Annotated in this window: 21 protein-coding genes; 20 read left to right on the plus strand and 1 reads right to left on the minus strand. The window is 38.7% G+C overall.

Annotation, left to right across the window (positions count from 1 at the left end; genetic code table 11):
• Positions 1-27 precede the first annotated feature (27 nt).
• From TT13_RS08580 to groL, 14 genes are all read left to right on the plus strand, one after another.
• Positions 28-303 (plus strand): holin, encoded by a 276-nt coding sequence (locus TT13_RS08580; protein ID WP_045477046.1) that lies wholly within the window; start codon positions 28-30, stop codon positions 301-303.
• A 2-nt stretch (positions 304-305) separates the two neighbouring features.
• On the plus strand, positions 306-1,328 hold the full coding sequence (locus TT13_RS08585; protein ID WP_052348607.1) for a GH25 family lysozyme: 1,023 nt from the start codon (positions 306-308) through the stop codon (positions 1,326-1,328).
• A 407-nt stretch (positions 1,329-1,735) separates the two neighbouring features.
• Positions 1,736-1,858 (plus strand): hypothetical protein, encoded by a 123-nt coding sequence (locus tag TT13_RS11650; RefSeq protein WP_278279334.1) that lies wholly within the window; start codon positions 1,736-1,738, stop codon positions 1,856-1,858.
• A gap of 148 nt (positions 1,859-2,006) precedes the next feature.
• Positions 2,007-2,189, plus strand: coding sequence for a hypothetical protein (locus TT13_RS08590; protein ID WP_027699603.1), 183 nt, complete (start codon positions 2,007-2,009; stop codon positions 2,187-2,189).
• An 806-nt stretch (positions 2,190-2,995) separates the two neighbouring features.
• The gene (locus tag TT13_RS08595) at positions 2,996-3,388 is read left to right on the plus strand and encodes a hypothetical protein (RefSeq protein WP_027699604.1); all 393 of its coding nucleotides are present in this window, start codon (positions 2,996-2,998) and stop codon (positions 3,386-3,388) included.
• A gap of 8 nt (positions 3,389-3,396) precedes the next feature.
• The gene (locus TT13_RS08600; protein ID WP_190279652.1) at positions 3,397-5,331 is read left to right on the plus strand and encodes a beta strand repeat-containing protein; all 1,935 of its coding nucleotides are present in this window, start codon (positions 3,397-3,399) and stop codon (positions 5,329-5,331) included.
• 151 nt (positions 5,332-5,482) lie between these two features.
• A complete protein-coding gene (locus TT13_RS08605; RefSeq protein ID WP_027699606.1) occupies positions 5,483-6,112 on the plus strand; it encodes a WxL domain-containing protein in 630 nt (209 codons plus the stop codon).
• A gap of 12 nt (positions 6,113-6,124) precedes the next feature.
• The gene (locus TT13_RS08610; RefSeq protein ID WP_027699607.1) at positions 6,125-7,279 is read left to right on the plus strand and encodes a WxLIP family cell surface protein; all 1,155 of its coding nucleotides are present in this window, start codon (positions 6,125-6,127) and stop codon (positions 7,277-7,279) included.
• 154 nt (positions 7,280-7,433) lie between these two features.
• Positions 7,434-7,685: a hypothetical protein gene (locus TT13_RS08615; RefSeq protein WP_027699608.1), complete on the plus strand. Its 252-nt coding sequence runs from the start codon at positions 7,434-7,436 to the stop codon at positions 7,683-7,685.
• A gap of 334 nt (positions 7,686-8,019) precedes the next feature.
• Entirely contained in the window at positions 8,020-8,787 is a 768-nt protein-coding gene (locus tag TT13_RS08620) for a sulfite exporter TauE/SafE family protein (protein WP_027699609.1), read from the plus strand.
• Positions 8,788-9,056: 269 nt separating this feature from the next.
• Positions 9,057-9,698 carry a redox-sensing transcriptional repressor Rex gene (locus tag TT13_RS08625; RefSeq protein ID WP_027699610.1) on the plus strand — a complete coding sequence of 214 codons (642 nt, stop codon included), beginning with the start codon at positions 9,057-9,059 and terminating at the stop codon, positions 9,696-9,698.
• Between the two features lie 852 nt (positions 9,699-10,550).
• Entirely contained in the window at positions 10,551-12,503 is a 1,953-nt protein-coding gene (locus TT13_RS08630) for an ABC-F family ATP-binding cassette domain-containing protein (protein ID WP_027699611.1), read from the plus strand.
• Positions 12,504-12,630: 127 nt separating this feature from the next.
• Positions 12,631-12,906 (plus strand): GroES family chaperonin, encoded by a 276-nt coding sequence (locus TT13_RS08635; protein ID WP_027699612.1) that lies wholly within the window; start codon positions 12,631-12,633, stop codon positions 12,904-12,906.
• 59 nt (positions 12,907-12,965) lie between these two features.
• Complete coding sequence (groL, locus tag TT13_RS08640) at positions 12,966-14,582, plus strand: chaperonin GroEL (RefSeq protein ID WP_027699613.1); 1,617 nt, start codon at positions 12,966-12,968, stop codon at positions 14,580-14,582.
• 137 nt (positions 14,583-14,719) lie between these two features.
• On the opposite strand, the gene TT13_RS08645 is transcribed toward groL, so the two are convergent.
• The gene (locus TT13_RS08645; RefSeq protein ID WP_045477048.1) at positions 14,720-15,160 is read right to left on the minus strand and encodes a ribonuclease HI family protein; all 441 of its coding nucleotides are present in this window, start codon (positions 15,158-15,160) and stop codon (positions 14,720-14,722) included.
• Positions 15,161-15,219: 59 nt separating this feature from the next.
• Here TT13_RS08645 and TT13_RS08650 point away from each other — a divergent pair, with 59 nt between their 5' ends.
• From TT13_RS08650 to TT13_RS08675, 6 genes are read left to right on the plus strand one after another with little or no spacing between them, the layout of a single operon-like run.
• Positions 15,220-15,597, plus strand: coding sequence for an EbsA family protein (locus TT13_RS08650; RefSeq protein ID WP_027699614.1), 378 nt, complete (start codon positions 15,220-15,222; stop codon positions 15,595-15,597).
• The gene (locus tag TT13_RS08655; protein WP_027699615.1) at positions 15,597-16,517 is read left to right on the plus strand and encodes an RluA family pseudouridine synthase; all 921 of its coding nucleotides are present in this window, start codon (positions 15,597-15,599) and stop codon (positions 16,515-16,517) included. Before TT13_RS08650 ends, TT13_RS08655 begins: the two co-directional genes overlap by 1 nt.
• 2 nt (positions 16,518-16,519) lie before the next feature.
• On the plus strand, positions 16,520-17,032 hold the full coding sequence (pyrR, locus tag TT13_RS08660; RefSeq protein WP_027699616.1) for a bifunctional pyr operon transcriptional regulator/uracil phosphoribosyltransferase PyrR: 513 nt from the start codon (positions 16,520-16,522) through the stop codon (positions 17,030-17,032).
• A 47-nt stretch (positions 17,033-17,079) separates the two neighbouring features.
• On the plus strand, positions 17,080-18,162 hold the full coding sequence (locus TT13_RS08665; protein WP_027699617.1) for a carbamoyl phosphate synthase small subunit: 1,083 nt from the start codon (positions 17,080-17,082) through the stop codon (positions 18,160-18,162).
• Positions 18,162-20,648, plus strand: a complete 2,487-nt coding sequence (locus TT13_RS08670) for an ATP-binding protein (protein WP_027699618.1) — start codon at positions 18,162-18,164, stop codon at positions 20,646-20,648. The genes TT13_RS08665 and TT13_RS08670 overlap by 1 nt, the downstream gene beginning before the upstream one ends.
• 48 nt (positions 20,649-20,696) lie before the next feature.
• Positions 20,697-21,626, plus strand: coding sequence for a peptidylprolyl isomerase (locus TT13_RS08675; RefSeq protein ID WP_045477050.1), 930 nt, complete (start codon positions 20,697-20,699; stop codon positions 21,624-21,626).
• Positions 21,627-21,816: the final 190 nt, after the last annotated feature.

Below are 21,816 nucleotides of genomic sequence, written 5' to 3' on the forward strand. Positions count from 1 at the left end.
CGAAAATAGAGTAGAGGAGTGGGAAAAATGAGTATTATTGATTTGTATAATAGTGCGACTACAACAAGCTATATTGGTATTACGTTTATTACCTTTATAGTTGTTGAGGCACTGAAAAAATCTAAAATTGATAACAAGTATATGCCACTGATTGCCTTAGTAATCGGTGGCATTTTAGGTATTATAATGTCTTGGCTAATTTATGGAGATAATCCTGGCTATGGCTTTATCTATGGTGTTATGGCCGGAGCTCTAGCTACTGGATCTTACGAAACCGTTAAAAATATTTTTGGAGGTAAATAAATATGTTGAACGGTATTGATATTTCAAATTATCAAGCAGACTTAAACGCAGGTTTGATTGGTGCAGATTTCATTATTGTAAAGGCAACTGAGGGGCTTAATTACATTAACCCTGTAGCTGACCAACATTATCAGCAGGCCAAGACAGCTGGCAAACTATTAGGTGTTTATCACTTTATGACAGCTGATGACCCACGAGCACAAGCAGAGTTCTTTGTTAATAACGTTGGTGGCTATGTTGGTGAAGCTGTACTGGTGTTAGATTTCGAAGCTGGTGGATTAGCTCTTGGCTCGAATGGGGCTAAGGTATTCTTAGACCGTGTTAAAGAGCTAACTGGTGTTGCACCATTGATTTACATGTCAAAGTGCACGATTAATCAAATGGATTGGTCAGCTGTAGCGCCAGAGTATGGCTTGTGGGCTGCTCAATACGCTAATTACGCCCGGACAGGCTATCTTAGTGACCCATGGACTGATGACACCGGTTGGGGAGCTTGGGGTCAACCAGCCTTGTTCCAATATAGTTCAAGCGGCGCTTTGAATGGTTACGCTGGCAATCTGGACTTAGATATTGCCTACATGGATGCTGATGCCTGGCATAAGTTCGCCGGTAAGGACACAGCTAACCCAGATATTAATAACGGCCCTCAACCACAACCAAATAAGGTTGTAGACCAGGTATTAAACGTCGGTGATAATTTTAGTTTCGCTGACCAAATTTATCGGGTTGACGAGTTGAAGATGGTACATGATTTCTGGCAATTCATTTCTTATGAGTTGGCTGGTGGAAATGATGCTAATTGGGAAAATAACGGAGTGCCAGCAGCATTGGTTGATGAAGTAACCGTTGGAACTTTATCCGCTGAAGGACAAGACCAAGTTTTGCAAGTGGGTTCATATGCTAAGTTTAAGAAGACAGAACCATGGACGGTCTTAGAAGTCAATGCAGAGTCAAATGGCGTCAAGGTTGATACAGACGGATATGGTACACTTTGGTTAGATGCTACAACGCTTACTAAGATTTAAACTTGAGTTAAGCAACTAGGAATATCATATATTTAGTAGCTACCCAACTGCTTAACATTCACAGCATACTCCTAAGTGCAATTGAATAAACAACAGCTGATTAGTACGCCCATTTTAATCAGTAAGAAAAGCCTCACTAGGTAGATTAATTTCTACTTGGTGAGGCTTTTTTGTGTTTACATACAAAAGTATATATCATAATTTATCGTAACAATATATTTTGAAATTTAGAGAATTTAAATAGCTATATATCAACGTTTATCGCTGTTAGTGGTAAAATTTTAGAAAACTTGTATGATGGTAATATCGATAATGAAAATATATAAATTTAATTAAACTAATTTGCCTAAAAGTGTTGACTTTTTGTACTATATATAGTATTATTAATATATAGAAAGGAGGAGGATATGAGATACAAGCCTAAGCATGCCAAGCGCAAACAAAAAGAGCCTTGGTCAAGGTCAGATAAATTAGCGTTAGTCGGAGTTGGAATCTCACTACTCGCATTTATCAAAGAGTTGCTTGAATAGGGCTCTTGTCAAAGAAAGGTCAGCAATGACCTTCTTTGGTGTATCCATATTAACACACATTTATGAAAAAACTTAATAGAACAGAAAAACTACTTATACTTATGATAATTATTCAAATAATTACATTGATCGTTGGGTTGGTAAAGTCATGACAGAGAAGAGTACACAAACGGAACGTAATAAACGTTGGCAAAGTCAAAATAAAGAACGGGCGAAGTTTCTACAATATCGGAGTTATGCACGTTCTTTTATTCGTAATTTGGCAACAAAGGAAGACCTTGTAGAGTTGAAACAATTAATTGATGAACGTAAGCAGTATTTAGATTCCTAAAAGTATACTAAGTCTGTTTAAAAAAAGTTTGCACCATTTTGCACCAGATAGCCTTTAAATGCCTGCGTATAAAGGTTTTTAAAGTTTAACAAGAAGTACGGTTTGAAGTAAACCTAATTCTGTTTAAACGCCTATGTATTAGCTTACAAGCTGATATGTAGGCGTTTTTTGTTTGTTTTTAACAGACCTAAACATACCCGCGAATACCTGCTTTAACCTAATAAATTTGCACCAGAAAAAAAGTTTTGCACCACTATGAAGTGCTGGGGATTAACTTTTTGAAGTTTAAGCGATGGTTTTGGCAGACATTCACTGGCTGGATATTAAAATTAGATATAGTGATAAAAAGTAAATGCCTCACACTTGATTGACTTAAATCAATTATTCTTTTGTGAAAATATAATATTATAATGACCGTATAAAAATTATTCATGATAATGTGACTAATAGACGTGAAAAACAACAATTGTCACCTTTGAATATTTTGATTAATCTAATCTGATTCATCTTAATTTTTTTTATTTTAATTATGGATATTAGTATGTATTTTATAATAAAGTTGTTTGAATCAAATCTTTTTAAACACATGTTCATATGTTGTTTATAAAGTTGATTATAGCTCTTTGTTTCTTGCTTAAATAGAAGATGATAATTGATATTTCAAATGAATCTGAGGGCTATGAACTCAGATAAATCGTACGATGTGATATAATAGATATGAAGAAATTTTTAATATTATTTATATAATTTGAATGTAAAATATTGTATAAAAATAAAATAAGTAAATTTATGTGGAAGGGAGGAGAATGTTGAAAAAGTATTTAAGCATTGCTGTATTTACCAGCTTGCTAGTTCTGTTTTCTGGTATGCTTTTTTCTAACTTTGTCAAAGATTCGCAGGATATGAATCCTAAATCAATCGCTTATGCGGCGACACCAAGTGGGTCTAGCTATAACGGAACAACAGGGCCTGCTTGGTCAATCAACAGTAGTGGAGTCTTAACCATCACGGCTTCAGGAAGTACAACTTCTCTACCGGCCAACAATTTGGGCACAAGCGCCTTTTGGCCTTGGAGCTCATATGCTTCCACGATAACGAGTGTAGTTATTACAGGTAATTTTAATCAAACAAATGGTTCGCTTGCTTATTTATTGCTAATTTACCTAATGCTACATCGATTACTGGATTGGCAAATCTAAAAAATGCAATGTCGAATGTTAATAATATGTCCTATATGTTTGCTAATGACACAAAGTTAGCAGGTACATTGGACTGTTCAGTTTGGGGGGCTAATTCGGTAACGACTCTGAATAGTATGTTTGCCAACGACCCAGCCTTGACGACAGTCAACATACCAACCAACATTAATGCTGGTAATTTGGCGGCAACTGGAATGGACAACATGTTTGTTGGTGATACCGGCTTGACAAGCGGAACTTTTGGGACCAGTACTCCGGTTGCTTGGTCGATAGCATCGGGCGTCTTGTCATTAGGTTCGACAACTGCAACGCAAACTTTGGCATCAAATTATGCAGATTTAACAAACTTTTGGCCTTGGAGTAATTCGAGTGCGTTAAAAGGTGTAAAAACAGTGAGTATTTTGGGAACTTTGAACACAAGTACGGTGCAACAAAAAAATTCACTGGCTTACTTATTGGCAAATTTACCAGCAGCGACAAAGATAAACGGTTTATCTAAGTTAAGCAATACGGCGAATGTGACTGACATGTCATATATGTTTGCCAACGATCCAGTGCTAACTGGTAATGCTGGCGATGTAGTCAATGGAAGTGCGGTGCCCAGTGGAACTTTGAATTTGTCGACTTGGTCTTCTTCGAGTGTTTTTAACATGTCATACATGTTTTCTAACGATGCAGCACTACAAGCAATTATTTTCTCGCCCTCAATGTCAGGTGGTAATTTAACAACGATGAGTAATGCCTTTGCAGGTGCCACAGGTTTAGTTTCGGTTAATTTTAATGGTGGTTTCTCGGGTGTACCTAGTACAGCTGATATGTCATCGTTATTTGCAGGTGATAGCTCATTGGCAGTTGTTTCAGGTACAAGTAATTCAACGATTAATACAACGGCTAGTGCTGCTGGAGCGATAACTAACTCGTCCAATTCATCAACAGCAGCTTCGACTATTAAGACGCAAAATGTGAATCTCTATGTTGGTCAGACTTGGAACCCAAGCGCGGCTTTTGTTTCAGCCTATGATGGTCCCGCCGGCCAGAGTTACGGAAGTTGGGGTTCAACTAATTTGACGGAAACAGACAGCATGGCTAGTAATGGTTATGTCAATGGAAGTGGCACGGTTTTGGCTGCGGCCGTTGGGAAGACGGCGACTGTAACTTATACTTTGAAAAGTACTAGTGGTACAACATTGGCGACAAAGACAGCTACAGTGACCTTTGTTGCTGTTCCTGTATTAACTTTGTCAGCCAGTACGGCAACCGTCAACATTAATGGGACTGTACCGACGATAACGGCTAAGACGGCAACTGGTTATGATGGCACGGCCAATAGTGCAGTTACTAAGCAAGTTGGTTCAAATGTAAATACAGCGACAGCTGGTACGTATACAATTACTTGGCAGTTATTTGCTACGGACGGTGTAACGCCATTGGTAGATGCAAGTGGGTCAAATGTGACAGCGACTGTCACCGTTACGGTTCAAGCAGGCCCAACAGGTAGTTTGACCCTTTATTCGGTACCAACAATTTTAAACTTTATGGGAAATCTAGGTAGTAATTTAACTAGTCAGTTACAAACGACCCAACAAAGTGTTGGGATATCTGATACGCGCAGCCAGCAAAGTGGTTGGACACTAGGTGTTACGGCATCAACTTTTAGTCAAAATAAGCTTACGACTGCGATGACTTATGGTTTTAATGGTGTAGCCCTCGGTTCTGGACAAAGTGGCGTACAGATTAATTCAATGAATAGTTTGCCAGCAGATGGTTCAACTTTGGTGAATTTGGTGAGTGATAGTGCAAGTAATGCGACAGCAAGTCAAAATTACAGTATTAACATAAATAGTATTGGTGTCAGTCCGAATGAATCAACTGGACTACGCAGCGGTAACTATACTTCAACCTTGACATGGAACCTTTCAAACATGCCAACAACAATAAATTAGTTCGAAAATCGTTTTGAATGAAAACAAGATTAGAATATTTAAAAGATATTGTTTTTGTGAAAAAATAATGGACTTATTTTGAAGGATAGAGTATCATCTAACTAGTTAAATGTAACTAAAAGTAAATTTTGGAAGATTGAGGAAGAGAATCATGAAGAAGGTTATTACAACAGCGGCGTCAGTTTTGACGTTAGCAGCAACGCTTGGGTTGCCAGTTATCGCAAGCGCACAAACGATTAATTCAACAGCAGCAGCTGATGCAAGTGGTAACACTACCACAGCAGCAACTGGAACAACTTCAACTAATTTGACATTGACTGCAGGTCAATTGCAATTAGACACTGCACCAAATTTGACATTTGCTTCAAGTGCACTTTCAAGCTCACTTAGTGGTAGTGCAATTGCACTTGATTCATCAAGTGAGAAGACTGGTAGTGTTGATGATTACACTGGTAATGCAACACCTTGGACGCTTTATGCTTACCAAAGTGCAGCCTTGACTAATGGAACAACAACGCTAAGCAACGCAACAATCTCAATGTCACCTGCAATTACAAATCCTGACAAGACAACAAGTGCAGCCAATGCATCAACGATTGGTGTAGGTTCTGATGCCTCAGCTGCTCAAGCTGTGGCAACTGGACAAGTTGGAACGGGAACTACTGATTTAGACTTTTCAAGCACGAAGTTAAATATTCCAAGCACGCAGACTAATTTGACTGCGGGTGCATATACAGGAAAGGTTACTTGGTCATTGTCAAACGTTTCGACAGTGAAGTAATTAAGGTAAAGAATGAATAGTAAAGTAAGTAAAAACTTATTAGTCTGGTTTTTAGCTTTGATGGCGGCAATGTTAACCGTTTTACCGCTAAAAAGTGCTTTTGCCAGTAATTTACAAAGTCCAGTGATTACAATGTCGCCGGTGATTCCGACGAACCAAGCACACGAAAATGAGGGTTTCTGGGATTTAGTTATGCAACCAGGAACTAGTCAGACTTTAGAGGTTAAGATTTCTAACTCAAGTAGTGTTGACTATACATTGAATACAGCAGTTACGAATGCAACAACTAGTGCCAATGGGCAAGTTATTTATATCCCTAATTCAAAAGATAAGGGAAAAGCAGTTGTTAATTATCAAGACAACGTTTCAGTTGCAAAGAGTGTAACGGTCCCTGCAAAAGGATCAATTACAGTGCCAATTACTGTTAATATGCCTAATAATGATATTAATGGTGTTGCAGCTGGAGCAGTTGTATTTACCGAAAGTGATTCTTTGGTTAAGGCATCAAAGGCATCAAAGGCATCAACATCGGATAGTTCACAAGTTGCCAATCGATTCCAATATTCTTTGGGCTTGGTTATGCGACAGCATGGTGAGAGCGATATTATTCCGGCTGATTTAACCATGGACAGTGCGGCGATGAAAACTTATTATGCACATACAGTAGTAGATGCACACTTAGTTAATCATGCAGCCGGTTTTGTGAATAATATGTATGTTGACGCAAAGGTGACTGGACCAACAGATTTTACTTATGAGAATGCGCAAATGCAAATGGCACCAAATTCGGATTTTCATTTGCAGATGCCAGCCTTGAATAAGAAAAACTACGATATTAACTTGAAGCCAGGTAAGTATACCTTGAAGATGGTTGTATATGGTGATCAAAAGGCTGATGGACAATATAAAGCCGCTTTACCTAATAAGGGGACGGCAAACTATGGTCAGCGTTGGACATTCACTCGACACTTTACCGTTTCAGCAAAAAAGGCTAATAATATCAACAAGCAGAGTGGCTACCAAACGCCAAAGTCATACACTTGGATTTGGATTACGATTGTAATAGTGTTGATGTTGCTTGTTAGTGGTCTTGGTTACTGGATACGTAATAGTCGTAAGCGAATGGCAGCTATTAAGGCTGAGAATGAACGCCTTAAGCGTGGTTAATTTGACTCTTTAAGAATGTGTTTTGCCCCTTGCTCTAGCTTAAACTCGAGCAGGGGGCTTTTGTATGCAGAAGGTTTGAGATATTTATAAGGGTTAGTGATAAAATCTAATATAAAGTAGTTTAGTGCTTACAGGGATAAATGGGGGAAATGTAATGGAAGAATACACTTTTGATACGCAAGCCTTGCTTGAAGGCGCTAAGTTGGATGAAGAGACTTTAAGAAATATGATTTTACAAGGCTTTGAAGGTAACAGCTTGATTGTTGGTGGCGATGCGGAATTGATGAAAGTTCATTTTCATACGAACCAACCTGGAAAAGTGATTGATTATTTATTAACGGTGGGTGATGTTTTTGATGTAGTTATTGAAAATATGGATCGACAAGCTCGTGGTGAAAAAGGCTAGGGGGATGCTGTTTTTAGCCACTTAGTTAGTGGTGCTGTAAGAAAAGACAGTGATGCTAGTTGTAAGCATACAATTTTGAAAGTCTTTGTACCGTGAACCACTTAATTATTAAGCGACGGTCTGCACCGAAAAATAGAATAGCTAATGGGAAAAAGGGGGCTTAGTTTATACTAGGCCCATTTTGTTGTACAAGGAATAAGATACAGCAGTTAAAGAAATGACGAAATTTTAAATTAAATGCAAAGAGCTAAAATGGCATAATACTTTGCAGTATATATAGATGGACAGTCATTTTAACAATTGATTATAGTAAATAAAAATCTTAGGAGGACAGATGTTAATTATAGTTTTAGGTTTATTTATCGCCGGAATTGCGGCAGGAGTGGTGAGCACACTCGTGGGGATGGCATCGTTGATTTCATATCCCGTGCTCTTAGCAGTAGGATTGCCACCAGTGACAGCAAACGTTACCAATACAGCGGCCTTGACCTTTACGGGCCTAGGGGTTGGCGTTTCGTCGCGCTATGAGCTTAGGACAAATTATCGAGATTTGTATTGGATATTACCATTAACTGTACTTGGTAGCTTGCTTGGGAGTTTCTTGTTAGTGATTTTTCCAAGTCAAATTTTTGAGAAAATAGTTCCCTTCCTAGTTCTAATGGCTGCAATTGTATTTTTAATACGTCCGTATTTGCATGCTAATCGTCCTTTAGCAGATATTAGAGAAAATGTTCCGATTGATCGTAATTTTATTATGATTTCGGCAGTCTTTTTAATTAGTATTTATGGCGGTTACTTCGGAGCAGCGAGTGGGGTATTTACCTTGTTGGCCTTTACAATGACGGCTGGTTTGAAATATACGGTTGCTAATGCAGTTAAGAATATTTCCGGAGCGGTTGCAAATTTAGTGGCCACAATTATATATGCTTTTTATGGTAATGTTAATTGGGGGTATGCATTGCCGATGGGTGCTGGTTTTGTTATAGGCGGTTGGATTGGTCCGAAAGTGGCCCGTAGTTTACCGGCAGAAACTTTCCGTTGGCTAATTATTCTTGGGGCATTTGTTTTGTCAGGTTATCTTTTCTATAAAGCATACCTATAATTTTGAAGTCCAAAAGCTAGTAAACAGTTCAAAGTATTAACTATGGTTTAATATCGGTTAAATATTTAAATATGAAGGCAACTTATGCTTAGTAAGTGGGTTTCACAGAAAGTTAGCAATTGAGGTTGGATAAACTTTGTGAAACATAAGCGTTAATAAGTTCACAATTACGCTTGATTATGCTATCATAATGCTATGATTTCTTTTCACAAAGTGGCTAAAATTTTGTGAAACGTATGAGATGTATAAGTATAAGCAGGAGGGTTCCTATGGCAGAACATGATATTCCGCGTGCGACCGCAAAGCGTTTGCCAATCTATTATCGCTATTTAAATTTATTGCTTGATTCAGGTAAGACACGAGTTTCTTCTAATGAGTTAGCGGAGGCTGTAAAATTTGATGCGGCAACAATTCGACGCGATTTTTCATACTTTGGAGCGCTTGGCAAGCGTGGCTACGGCTACGATGTTGAGGCTTTAATGAATTTCTTTGGCCGAATTCTAGATCAAGATACCTTGGCTTCTGTGGCCTTGATTGGTGTTGGTAATTTAGGGCAAGCTTTGTTGAATTTTAATTTCCATCAAAGCTCTAATGCTAGGATTTCTGCTGCTTTTGATATTAATGAAGACATCATTAATACGATTCAAGCAGGTGTACCGGTTTATTCAATGGGTGATTTAGAGGATCAAATTACCGCACAAAGAATTGAAGTTGCGATTGTGACTGTACCATCAGTTGCAGCCCAGGATTTAGCTGATCGATTAGCTAAAGCTGGGATTAAGGGAATTCTTAATTTTACGCCATTGCGTTTAGATGTACCAGCAAGTGTGCGTGTCCAAAATGTTGATTTAACTAATGAGTTACAAACGTTGTTATACTTTATAAACAATGTTGACTTAGCTAATGAATAATAGTTAAAACGTAGCAAAAAGGGATTCTTAATATAGAATCCCTTTTTATTTATTACTGGTTAGTAAAGTTTTAATGAAGTTGGTTAAATAAATTTGGCAATAAAAGTGGTGATAAAAAAGTTAGAAATAACATCAATGCTAAAGAAAGCCAGCCAAGCAGGCACATTGGTGTAGATTGCTTTAAACCCAACTTTTTAACTTTGATTAGATTAAAGAGCCAGAGTGAAAAACAAACTAAAGTTATTAGGCTTAAAAAGATGGCCACAGTTGCTACCCCCCTCTTGAAGTTGAATATTAATAAAAGATGATGCTCGATTCATAAACATAAAAAGTTTGATGGCTGTAGAAGCTAAGCAATGCTATTTAAGTTGATGTACATTAGCCTTGTTCGCCTTACGGATTGCTTCGTGTGCTTTGATTTGGACATTCAATTGCAAGATTCTGCTTTCAATGAATAAACAACCAATTATTAAGCATAGAATCATTAAAATTAAATAGAGTGAGGTTGGTAACATCTTATTTGTATTTGAGAGACTGAAGAACAATAAGAGCCCAAATATATCAGCAAATATTAAAAATAACCAACCAGTTCTAGTAAGTGAGTGCATAGAAAAAACCTTTACCTCTCCGTATTTTTTAATACGTAGCTAAAACTATTTTTAACTATTAACGATTCATTATAATTATATAATAAAGTTACTGAGTATCCAAAATAATTATTGTAAGTAGATGTATGGTTTGTTTATGAATGACGCGCGGGTGAATTAAATGTTTGCCTGTTATTTAGTAAGTTATTTTTACTCTGAATTATAAAAATTGGTACAATAAAATAGGTTAAAACGGAGAAAAATTATGATTATATTACAAGCAAGTGATGTCGCCCGACGATTTTCGGGGATAACTTTTTTTGAGAACATCTCATTACAAATACAAGATAAAGCACGTGTTGCTTTGGTAGGGCGGAATGGTGCTGGCAAATCAACATTGCTTAAAATGTTAGTTGGTGAAGAACAACCAGATGAGGGTGTTGTTTCGACCAAAAAGGGGCTACGTTTGGCTTATTTAGCCCAAAATGCAGGCCTTGATAGTGGCCGAACTGTATATGCCGAAATGCTAGATGCTTTTAAAACAGTTATTGAAATGGAAGCGCGGATGCGAACGATTGAAAATAAAATGGCAGATACTAGCGATTATCAGAGTGAGGCATATCAGAATTTACTGGCTGAATATGACCAGTTACAATATGACTTTAATCAACGAAATGGTTATGGTTATGATGCGACTATTCGCGCCGTTTTGCATGGTTTTGGCTTTGATGAAAGCTTTTATACGCAGGCAGTGAGCTCGCTATCTGGGGGGCAAAGAACACGTTTAGCAATTGCAAAGCAATTATTGGAGACGCCTGATTTATTGATTTTAGATGAGCCAACTAATCACTTAGATATGCAAACGTTAGCATGGTTAGAACAATACCTGCAAAGTTATCAAGGTGCATTATTGATTGTTTCCCATGACCGCTACTTCTTAGACCGAGTGGTTAATGAAGTTTACGATATGCATTCAGGCGAATTAGATCACTATAAGGGCAACTATTCGCAGTTCATGGAACAAAAAGCGCAAAAATTATCTGCTGAACAGCGTGCTTTCGACAAGCAACAAGATGAGATTGCTAAGTTGGAAGATTTTGTCAATCGTAATATTGTTCGGGCTTCAACTACTAAACGCGCTCAATCGCGGCGAAAGCAATTGGAACGAATGGAGCGGATTGAGGCGCCAAAGAATGAAAGCGGTGTAGCTCATATTACTTTTGAGGCTGATACGGAGAGCGGTAAAGAGGTGCTTCAACTAGCTGAGGTTAAAATTGGCTACTCACCGGCTGAAGTGTTAGCACAAAACGTTAATATTAATGTTGATAAGCAGCATGCGGTAGCTTTGGTTGGACCAAATGGTGTTGGAAAATCAACCTTGATTAAGACAATTTTGGGTCAGTTACCTAGTTTGGCGGGAACAATTAAGTTAGGTGCTAACGTAACGGTTGGTTATTATGACCAAGAACAGGCAACGTTGAATCCTAAAAAAACAGTGCTTGATTCAGTCTGGGATGAGCATCCGTTAGCTCCTGAAAAAGATATTCGTTCGATTTTAGGTTCATTTTTATTTACTGGTGAGGCGGTTGATAAAACCGTTGCAGCCTTATCTGGTGGTGAACGTGCGCGGCTATTGATGACTAAACTATCAATGCACCATGATAACTTTTTGATTTTAGATGAACCAACGAATCACTTGGACATCGATTCACGTGAAGTTTTAGAAACAGCCTTAAATGAATATAACGGAACCATTTTCTTTGTGTCGCATGATCGTTATTTTATTAATGCAGTCGCAACAGAAGTGGTTGAATTGTCAGCTGATGGTACACGCTTTTTTGATGGTGATTATGATTATTATTTGGAAAAAACACAAAGCGAACAAGTAAATAAGAATCGTGCTAAGGCTTCTTTTGAGGTAGAAACAAAGGCGGCCGATTTAACAGTAGCAAAGGTAGAACTTTCGCAAACTGAGCTAAAAGAGCGGCAAAAGGAGCAACGCCGCTTGAAACGTGCAATTGAAAGTGCCGAGCAGGACATGGAAAGTTATACCGAGCAAATTGACCAACTTAATGTGGCTTTGAATGATCCAGCTAACGGAACTGATTTAGCAAAGCTAACAGCCTTACAAAATGACCTGGATGAGATGCAAATTAAATTGTCAAAGATCGAGGGAGCTTGGACAGAGGCTAGCATTGCCTTGGAAGCGTTTGATTAAAGTATGATTTGTTAATAAAGTACTTGAAATTTGAACTGAGTGCGTTACAATAATTGTTGTTAGCACTTAGGTAATTAAAGTGCTAACTATAAAAATAAAAATTTATATCTTTTGCTGGAGGTTTTTTATGATTAAGCCATTAGGTGATCGCGTAGTATTACAAGTGAAAGAATCAGCCGAGCAATCAGTCGGTGGGATTTTATTAGCAGCAAATGCTAAAGAAAAGTCAACAGTAGCCACAGTTGTTGCTGTTTCAACTCAATCGGTTGGTGATTTAGCAGCACCAAGCCAACTTAAAGTTGGTGACGAAGTTATCTTTGATAAATTCAGTGGTTCAGAGGTAACAATCGATGGTGAGGATTACTTGATTGTTCATGAAAAAGACGTTATCGGTGTATTTTAGTCTTTTAATAGCTGAAGTGGATTTAGTTAAATAAGAAATAAGAAGGGAAATATTAGGTTATGGCAAAAGATTTGATGTTTGGTCAAGATGCACGAGCAAAGATGCAAGCTGGTGTTGATAAGCTTGCAAATACTGTTAAGACAACTATGGGGCCTAAGGGTCGTAATGTTGTTATTGAGCAAAGTTATGGCGCACCAACTATTACCAATGATGGTGTGACAATTGCTAAGGCCATTGAGCTAGAAGATCACTTTGAGGACATGGGGGCTAAGCTTGTTGCTGAAGTTGCTTCAAAGACCAATGATATTGCTGGTGATGGTACAACTACTGCTACAGTTTTGGCTCAAGCAATTGTTAATGAAGGTTTGAAGAACGTTACAGCTGGTGCTAACCCAGTTGGTGTGCGTCGTGGAATTGAAATTGCAACTGATACAGCGGTTGATGCTTTGCACAAGATGTCAAAGACGGTTTCTACTAAAGAAGAAATTGCGCAAGTTGCGTCAATTTCAGCTGCTAATCCAGAAGTCGGTGACTTGATTGCCGAAGCAATGGAAAAAGTTGGTAACGACGGTGTTATTACCATTGAAGAATCAAAGGGTATTGAAACAACACTTGATGTTGTCGAAGGAATGCAATTTGATCGTGGTTGGATGTCACAGTACATGGTAACCGATACAGACAAAATGGAAGCATCCTTGGATAACCCATATATCTTGATTACAGATAAGAAGATTGGTAACATTCAAGATATTTTGCCATTACTACAAGGTGTTGTTGAGCAAGGTCGTGCTTTATTGATTATTGCCGATGATATTACTGGGGAGGCTTTGCCAACACTTGTATTGAACAAGATGCGTGGAACCTTTAATGTCGTTGCAGTCAAGGCGCCAGGCTTTGGTGACCGTCGTAAGGCAATGCTTGAAGATATTGCTACGCTTACAAATGGAACGGTTATTACTGATGACCTTGGTTTGAACCTAAAGGATGCTACTTTGGAGCAATTGGGTCAAGCTGGTAAGGTAACAATCGCTAAGGATAGTACGACAATCGTTGAGGGTAGTGGTAACAAGGATGCTATCGCTGAACGTGTAGCTGTAATTAAGGGACAAATCAGCGAAACAACTTCTGATTTTGACCGTGAGAAGCTACAAGAGCGTCTAGCTAAGTTAGCTGGTGGTGTCGCAGTGATCAATGTTGGGGCTGCTACTGAGACTGAACTTAAAGAACGTAAGTATCGGATTGAAGATGCATTAAATGCAACGCGTGCAGCCGTCGAAGAAGGCTTCGTTGCTGGTGGTGGAACGGCATTAGTTAATGCAATTCCAGCAGTTGCAGCGTTGAGCGAAGATGGCGATGTACAGACTGGTATTAATATCGTTTTGCGTGCTTTAGAGGAGCCAGTTCGTCAAATTGCCGAAAATGCCGGTTTGGAAGGTTCAGTTATTGTAAACCGCTTGAAGACTGAGGCCGATGGTATCGGTTATAATGCAGCTACCAATGACTGGGTTGACATGATTTCTGCTGGAATTGTTGATCCAACTAAGGTAACACGGTCTGCTTTGCAAAATGCCGCTTCTGTTTCAGCTTTGTTGTTGACAACTGAGGCCGTCGTAGCTGAGCAACCAAAGGAAGAAGCTCCAATGCCAGCCGCACAACCAGGCATGGGCATGATGTAATTTAAACTATAAGTAAAAGTACTTAATAAAAACCAGGTTAGCAGCTTTAGCTCCTAACCTGGTTTTTAGTTTGAATTTATTTAATGCCGATATCGTAAGTGACGCATAATAAAAATTTTAGACATTTTTTTAATTAATTAAATCTTATTAAATGAGCTGGTAAATGTTTGTAGTAGCTGGTTATTATTACCATGTAAGGCCTGAAGCGCAAGACGATGAGCGCCAAGGTTTTGTTTTTCTGGTAACCATTCGGTTAAGACAATATGGTATTGGTCAATTAAAGTAATTAGTCGTTGGGCTAGGTCAGTAAAGTTCTTAGCATAACTTTTGCCAACGGCATCAGCGACGATACGCGAATCTGTATAAAACATAATTGTACTGTCAGGTACAATTTCTGGATAACGCTTTAGCTGTTCAAAAGCCCAAATTGCTGCGTTAAATTCAGCGCTATGATTATCAATGCTACCTAGACTGTGTTTAAGTTGAATTTGTTTTCCATTAATTACAATGATTACGCCGGCAGCACTTGGACCGGAACCATTTTTTGTTGCGGCATCAGTAAATAATTTAATTAACATCAAGAACTTCCTTGTTTTTGGTATAATTTAATTTGACGATAAAAGAAAAGAGGTCAACCATGAAAGGTTACTATCAACCAGCCGGTTTAGTGGGTTGGGTAAACTGGGCTTGGATTTTTATGTTAGCTTTACTTGCTCTAATTATGCAACTTGAAGTTACTAAGTTCAATGTTTGGACAGCAGGCTTCTTACTGGCTTTTATTTTAAGTGCTTGGATTGTAATTCGACGGCGGAAATTAGAGCTTGTTGAAGAAAATCAAATTATGCACATGCGACAATTGGGTTCAGTGCACACAATGAATATGCCAATTACTGAGATGAAGTATGTTCAATTTACGAAAAGAAGTATTCTTTTCAGTTTTGAAGGCGAAAATTACAATTTGTGGTTAAGCCCAAGGTTTTATAAGAAATTACGGAAAGTATTTGAGGAGGCGTAATGGTAGAGAAGGTATTTAAGGTCGAACTTCAGAATGGTCGTTTGGATAAGCTAATTGCTGATGAATATGCTGAATACACAAGAAGTCAAATTGTTGACTGGGTGCGTCAGGGTGACGTTAAAGTTAATGGTGAATCTAAGAAGGCTAAGTACTCAGTTAAACCAGGGGACGTTATTTCCTTTGCGGTACCGGAAGTTAAGGCTTTGGACTTGCAACCTGAAAACATTCCATTGGATATTGTTTATGAAGATGCCGATTTATTAGTGGTCAATAAGCCACAAGGGATGGTTGTTCATCCATCAGCAGGTCATGCAGATGGAACATTAGTCAATGCTTTACTCTATCACACACCGTTATCTTCAATTAATGGGGTCTTTCGTCCAGGAATTGTACATCGGATTGATAAGGACACTTCAGGTTTACTGATGGTTGCTAAAAATGATTTAGCACATGAAGCTTTATCAGCTCAATTAAAAGCTAAAAAGAATTTAAGACAGTATATAGCTTTAGTTCATGGTGAATTTAAAGAAAATGAAGGGACAATTAAAGCGCCAATTGGTCGTTCGACAGCTGATCGTAAAAAGCAAGCCATTGTAAAAGATGGGCGTGAAGCAGTGACGCATTTTAAGGTTTTGCAGCGTTTTGTTGGATATACCTTATTATCAGTTTATCTAGAAACTGGACGTACCCACCAAATTCGAGTACATATGCAGTATATTGGTCATCCAGTTGCGGGCGATCCACTCTATGGGCCTAAAAAGACGCTACCTGGTAATGGACAATATTTACACGCTGCTACATTAGGACTGACTCAGCCAACTACCGGGGAAGAATTGACGTTTGAGGCACCATTACCTGATTACTTTACAGCAACGTTGGCAAGCTTAGAACCTTACGCAGAAATTACGAAGGAGCAATAAACATGACTAAAGAAATTGTAGATGCAATGGCAATGCAAAGAGCATTGACACGAATTACTTATGAAATTATTGAAAAGAATAAAGGAATTAATAATTTAGTAATTGTTGGAATTAAGACGCGGGGTGTCTTTATTGCCCAACGAATTGCTGAGCGTTTGCAACAGTTAGAAGATGCAGATATTCCAGTTGCGGAGTTAGACATCTCAAATTATCGCGATGATCAACGGTTAGCTGACCAAATCAAAGTAGATTTAGGCTTGAATATTGATGGCAAACGTGTGATTTTAGTTGATGATGTATTGTTTACCGGACGGACAATTCGGGCGGCTCTGGATGCTTTAATGGATAACGGCCGTCCAGCAGTTGTAAACCTTGCAGTTTTGGTTGATCGTGGGCATCGTGAATTGCCAATTCGGGCGGACTTTGTTGGGAAAAATATTCCAACTGCGGCTTCTGAGCACATCAGAGTTAATGTTACCGAAATTGATGGCAGTGATTCTGTAGAAATTAACTAATAAATTTAATTCTTCTTTCTGTGAGGAGAAGGGTAAGGAGAGCACTTATGGCTAAGCGGTTCTTAATTTTACAGGATGGTACCACTTTTAGTGGCGAAGCTTTTGGTGCGCCGGCAACAACGTTTGGTGAAATTGTTTTCCATACTGCAATGACTGGTTATCAAGAAGTGATTACAAATCCAATCTATCATAATCAGTTTATTACATTTACAACGCCAACAATTGGTGCAGCGGGAATTAATCATCGAGCTGATGAGTCAATTACGCCGGTTGTAAAGGGAATTATTGCGCGTGAAGTAGCTGAGGTATCCACTAATCGTTTACAGCAGATGTCACTTGATGCTTATTTAAAGAGACACAATATTCCTGGAATTTCTAAAATTGATACGCGAGCTTTGGCTCGCCATCTACGTAAGACGGGGACACAAAAAGCGTCGATTGTAGATATCGCTGATCAACATGCTTTTGACCAATTATCAGCAATGGTCTTAACGACTAAACAAGTTCAGCAGGTTGCAACGCCGAAGGCTTATGCAAATCCTGGGCGTGGTGCAAATGTGGTTGTAATTGATTTTGGACTTAAGAGTGGTCTGTTACGAGTATTAAGTGATTTTGATGCAAATGTTACGGTGTTGCCACCTACAGCAACGATTGAGGAAGTAGCAAATTTGGATCCGGATGGCATAGTGCTATCTGCAGGTCCTGGCGACCCAAGAAACTTATCTAGCGATGTTTTAGATTTAATTAGGTATTACCAAGAACGGGTACCGTTATTTGGTGTGGGATTAGGACATGAACTCTTCGCTTTAGCTAATGGGGCTAGTTTGAATAAAATTGCCGTTGAACGTCACGGGATGAACCATCCAATTCGAGAACAGATTACCAATCGGGTTATCTTTGCTGCTCAGGGTCAGGGATTTGGGGTTGATGCTGAATCCTTAACAAATCTTCCTTTGTTAATTACGCATATTGATTTAACTGATAATACAATCCAGGGCTTACGACATCGTGATTACCCAGCATTTTCAGTTCAATTCTTTCCAGATGCAGCACCGGGGCCCATTGAAGCAACGCAAGTTTTTGCTGAGTTTATGGAAATGGTCACAATGCGAAAGGAAGGCATAGTTTAATGGTTGAACGAATTTTGCTAATTGGTGGATCAGCTAATGATTTTGGCCAGGAAACAGAGGGAGATGCAGCAAGCTTTCAAGTAGCAGATACTCTTTTAGCACGCAAATATGAAGTGTTCATAATTGATGATAATCCTTTTAGTTTTACTTTAGGGCGACATGATATTGTAGCGATTCAAACTGAGGTAACTACCAATAACATTTTACAGGCAATTACCGATTATAATATCACGGCGATTTTTCCAACGGTTGGTGGCTTAACCGCAATTAGACTTGTTGAGGAAGTTGTAGAAATTCTTGGCGACAATGCACCCAAGATTTTAGGAATCCGTCCTGTTTTAATGGGAGCAGTCCAAAATTCAAAAATATTACAAGAGCGTTTAGCACAACTAAAGCAGCCGGTGATTAAAACTCGTTTAGCTTCAAATATGGAAGAAGTTTTTGATGCGGCCCGTGATTTTGAATTCCCAGTTGTTGTTCGACCGGTTGCTCCGATGGGGCAAACTTTGCGTTTGCAAATTGAGAGTGCTGACGAATTAGAGGCTGCTGCTGAACGTGCACTTGCGCGCTCGTTGACCAAGCAGGTGAATATTGATCAGAGCATTGCTGGTTATCAAGAGATTTCCTTAGTTGTGGTCCGTGATCGCCACGATACCATGCTAGTTGTCGGTGGAATCGAAGACTTAGACCCAGTGGGAATTCATACAGCAGATTCGATTGCTGTAACACCGATTCAAACTTTGCCTGATCCACTCTATCAAAGACTTAGGCAGACTGCTTTTATTCTAGCGCGTGGCTTTGAAGTGACCGGAGTTTTGGAAGTTCGTTTTGCTGTTGCAAAGGATAGCGAACGCTATGTTGTGACCAGAATTACCCCTTATTATGATCGAGGGGCGGCTCTAGTTACGACGGCAACTGGCTATCCACTAGTTCCGGTAATGACAGGTTTAATGCTTGGTGAAACTCTAGAAAAAACACAGATTCCAAGTAATTATGCAAAATATACGGCATTGATTGAACCGTCAATGGATCATATTGTAATGCGCTTCCCAGTTTTCCCCTTTGATGAATTAGAAGAGAGTGGACAAACAGCGCAACATCGGCTTGATACGGTGCAAAAATCTGTTGGTGCAACAATTGGAGTTGGACGTTCTCTAGAAGAGGCATTAGAAAAATCCTTACGTGCAGCACACTTTTCGAATCGTTCATTTTCGCCCACTGTAATGAACGCTTTGAGTGATAACGAAATTATCGAACAATTAATTTATCCACGTGATAACCGTATTTTGGTGCTTTTAGAGGCGCTCAAAAGAGGATATACAGTAGATGAGTTAGCTGAATTAACTAAAATCGACGCTTTCTATTTTTATAAGTTAAGAAATATTATGCAGTTAGAACGAGCCGTCAGTGAAAATGTTTTTAACGCTGATGTGTTAAAGGATGCAAAATATTATGGTTTATCAGATGGCCTAATTGCACGTTTATGGCGTGATACTTATCCTAATATTCGACGTTATCGTTGGGATAACGGAATCTTACCAACCTATAAGGCCTTTGAACCATCAGCTGGTGAATTTGAAGAGGCCGTTTCTCAATTCTATTCAACTTTTGAAACCGAAAATGAAACAACACGCTTGGGAACTGATTCTGCTTTGGTTATTGGTGCCGGTGCTTTTCGTCTTGGCGATGGTGCTGCGGCTTCAAATGTTATGGCATCAGTGGCTGAGGAGCTAGGTAATAATCAAATTAAGACGATTATTATGAATAATAACCCGCACGACTTAACAGCAATTCCGCGATTAGCAGACAAACATTATTTTGAACCATTGGAAATTTCAGATGTGATGAATGTTATTGAGGTTGAGCAACCAACAAGGGTCTTTGTACCAGGTAATCGAATCAAGCTGATTAGCTCCTTACGTGAGATGGGAATTCGCGTCAAAGTAATTGCTAAAGATAAATATCTACCAGCGAGTGTTTTAGGTGATGGGGAACAAACTGTTATTAACTATTTCTATGATGGGAAGGATTTGCATATCATAGCAATTGGTCATCAAGACAATCAAGGGATTATGTTAGATCAAAATGCATTAACGCAACATCTCTTAGACACTTTGCCTAAACCTAAGCTAACGATAGTGACGCCGGGTATGTATCAATTAATTGTTGATCGTTTACCTATTGAGCGGACTATTACAGCAGATGATATTCGGCCAATGCCCTTTATGCACCTAAACTTTATGGAAAAGGTCACAGGTGTTTCATGGATTCGAATGGTGGTCCGTTTCATGATTGAACGAGTGACAGAGGCAGATTATGAGCTATTAGCCCATTGGTTAGATCATGCCTGGCCGATGCCAACGGCTACGCTACGGTATGCTAAAGCTGATATGATTGGCCATTTGAAAATCAGTGGTGAGTTGGATAATGGCCCCTTTGCGATGGGTGCACGCTATTATGCCTTGAAAAACGATGAAGTTAAATAGATATGGTAAAATTAAGAAGATAGATAAAAATGAAAGAGGTTATTCCCAATGTGGAAAAAAATAATTGCAATTTTGGTAGTTGTCGGAGCGGCAGTTGGACTAGCAATTTGGGGCCTAGGTGGTAGTAAAACCCTTGCAGTATCAAACGCCGGTTCTGTGACAGAGGCTCAATACCTTAGTAGCGTTAAACAAACGTCAGCTGGTCAGCAGACGATGGCTAATATGATTATTCAAAAAGTATTAGAGAAGAATTATGGTAAGGAAGTTAGCAATAAGGATATTGATGCATCATATTCTTCAGTACAATCAGAGTATGGAGCAAACTTTGCCTCACAGCTTTCAACCAATGGATTGACAGAAACAACTTTCCGCCAGTCACTTCGCCTACAAGCATTAGAACGGGCAGCTGTTAAAGCACATTCTAAATTTACCACTGCTCAACTAAAGCAAGCTTATAACGACTACACACCTAATATGGACGTGTCAGTAATTCAAGTTGCTGATGAGAGTAAGGCTAAAGATTTGATTAGCCAATTGGATGGCGGTAGCGACTTTGCTGATTTAGCTAAGAATAATTCAACTGATAGCGCAACTAAAGATAATGGTGGTAAAATGCCAAGTTTTGATTCAACTAGCACAACAGTTGATGCTAATGTTGTAAAAGCAGCGGCTGGTTTAAAGAAGGGTGAATATACCAAGACACCTGTACAATCAACAACTGGTACCTACTACATTGTTAAGTTAAACTCTGTAGATAATAAGAAGTCATTTGAAAATTTGCGTTCGAAGATGGTAGAAATCAAGTTAGATGCTACGATGAAGGATCAATCAACGGTTCAGGGAATCATCGGTGAAGAATTAGCTAAGGCAGATGTTACTATTAAGGATTCTGACTTAAAGAATGTCTTACAACAATATTCGGCAGCAGCAGCGGCCATGAAGACTGATGCAACGTCAGCTTCAACTAGTTCTAAGTAAATAAAAGATTGTCAATATTAACATAATTAAGTTAATTGTTAGAAGTCGTAAGGTTTTGACCTTACGACTTTTATTTTTGTTAAAAATACACAAATTTGTTATATAGGTATAGCTGTTTTATAAAGAATGCCTTAGGCTCTTTGAAATTAACTAATACAATATTTAGATTAAACAAATAATTTAAACCGTT

Origin of the sequence: Weissella oryzae SG25 (assembly GCF_000691805.2) — a bacterium.
Lineage (GTDB): Bacteria > Bacillota > Bacilli > Lactobacillales > Lactobacillaceae > Weissella > Weissella oryzae.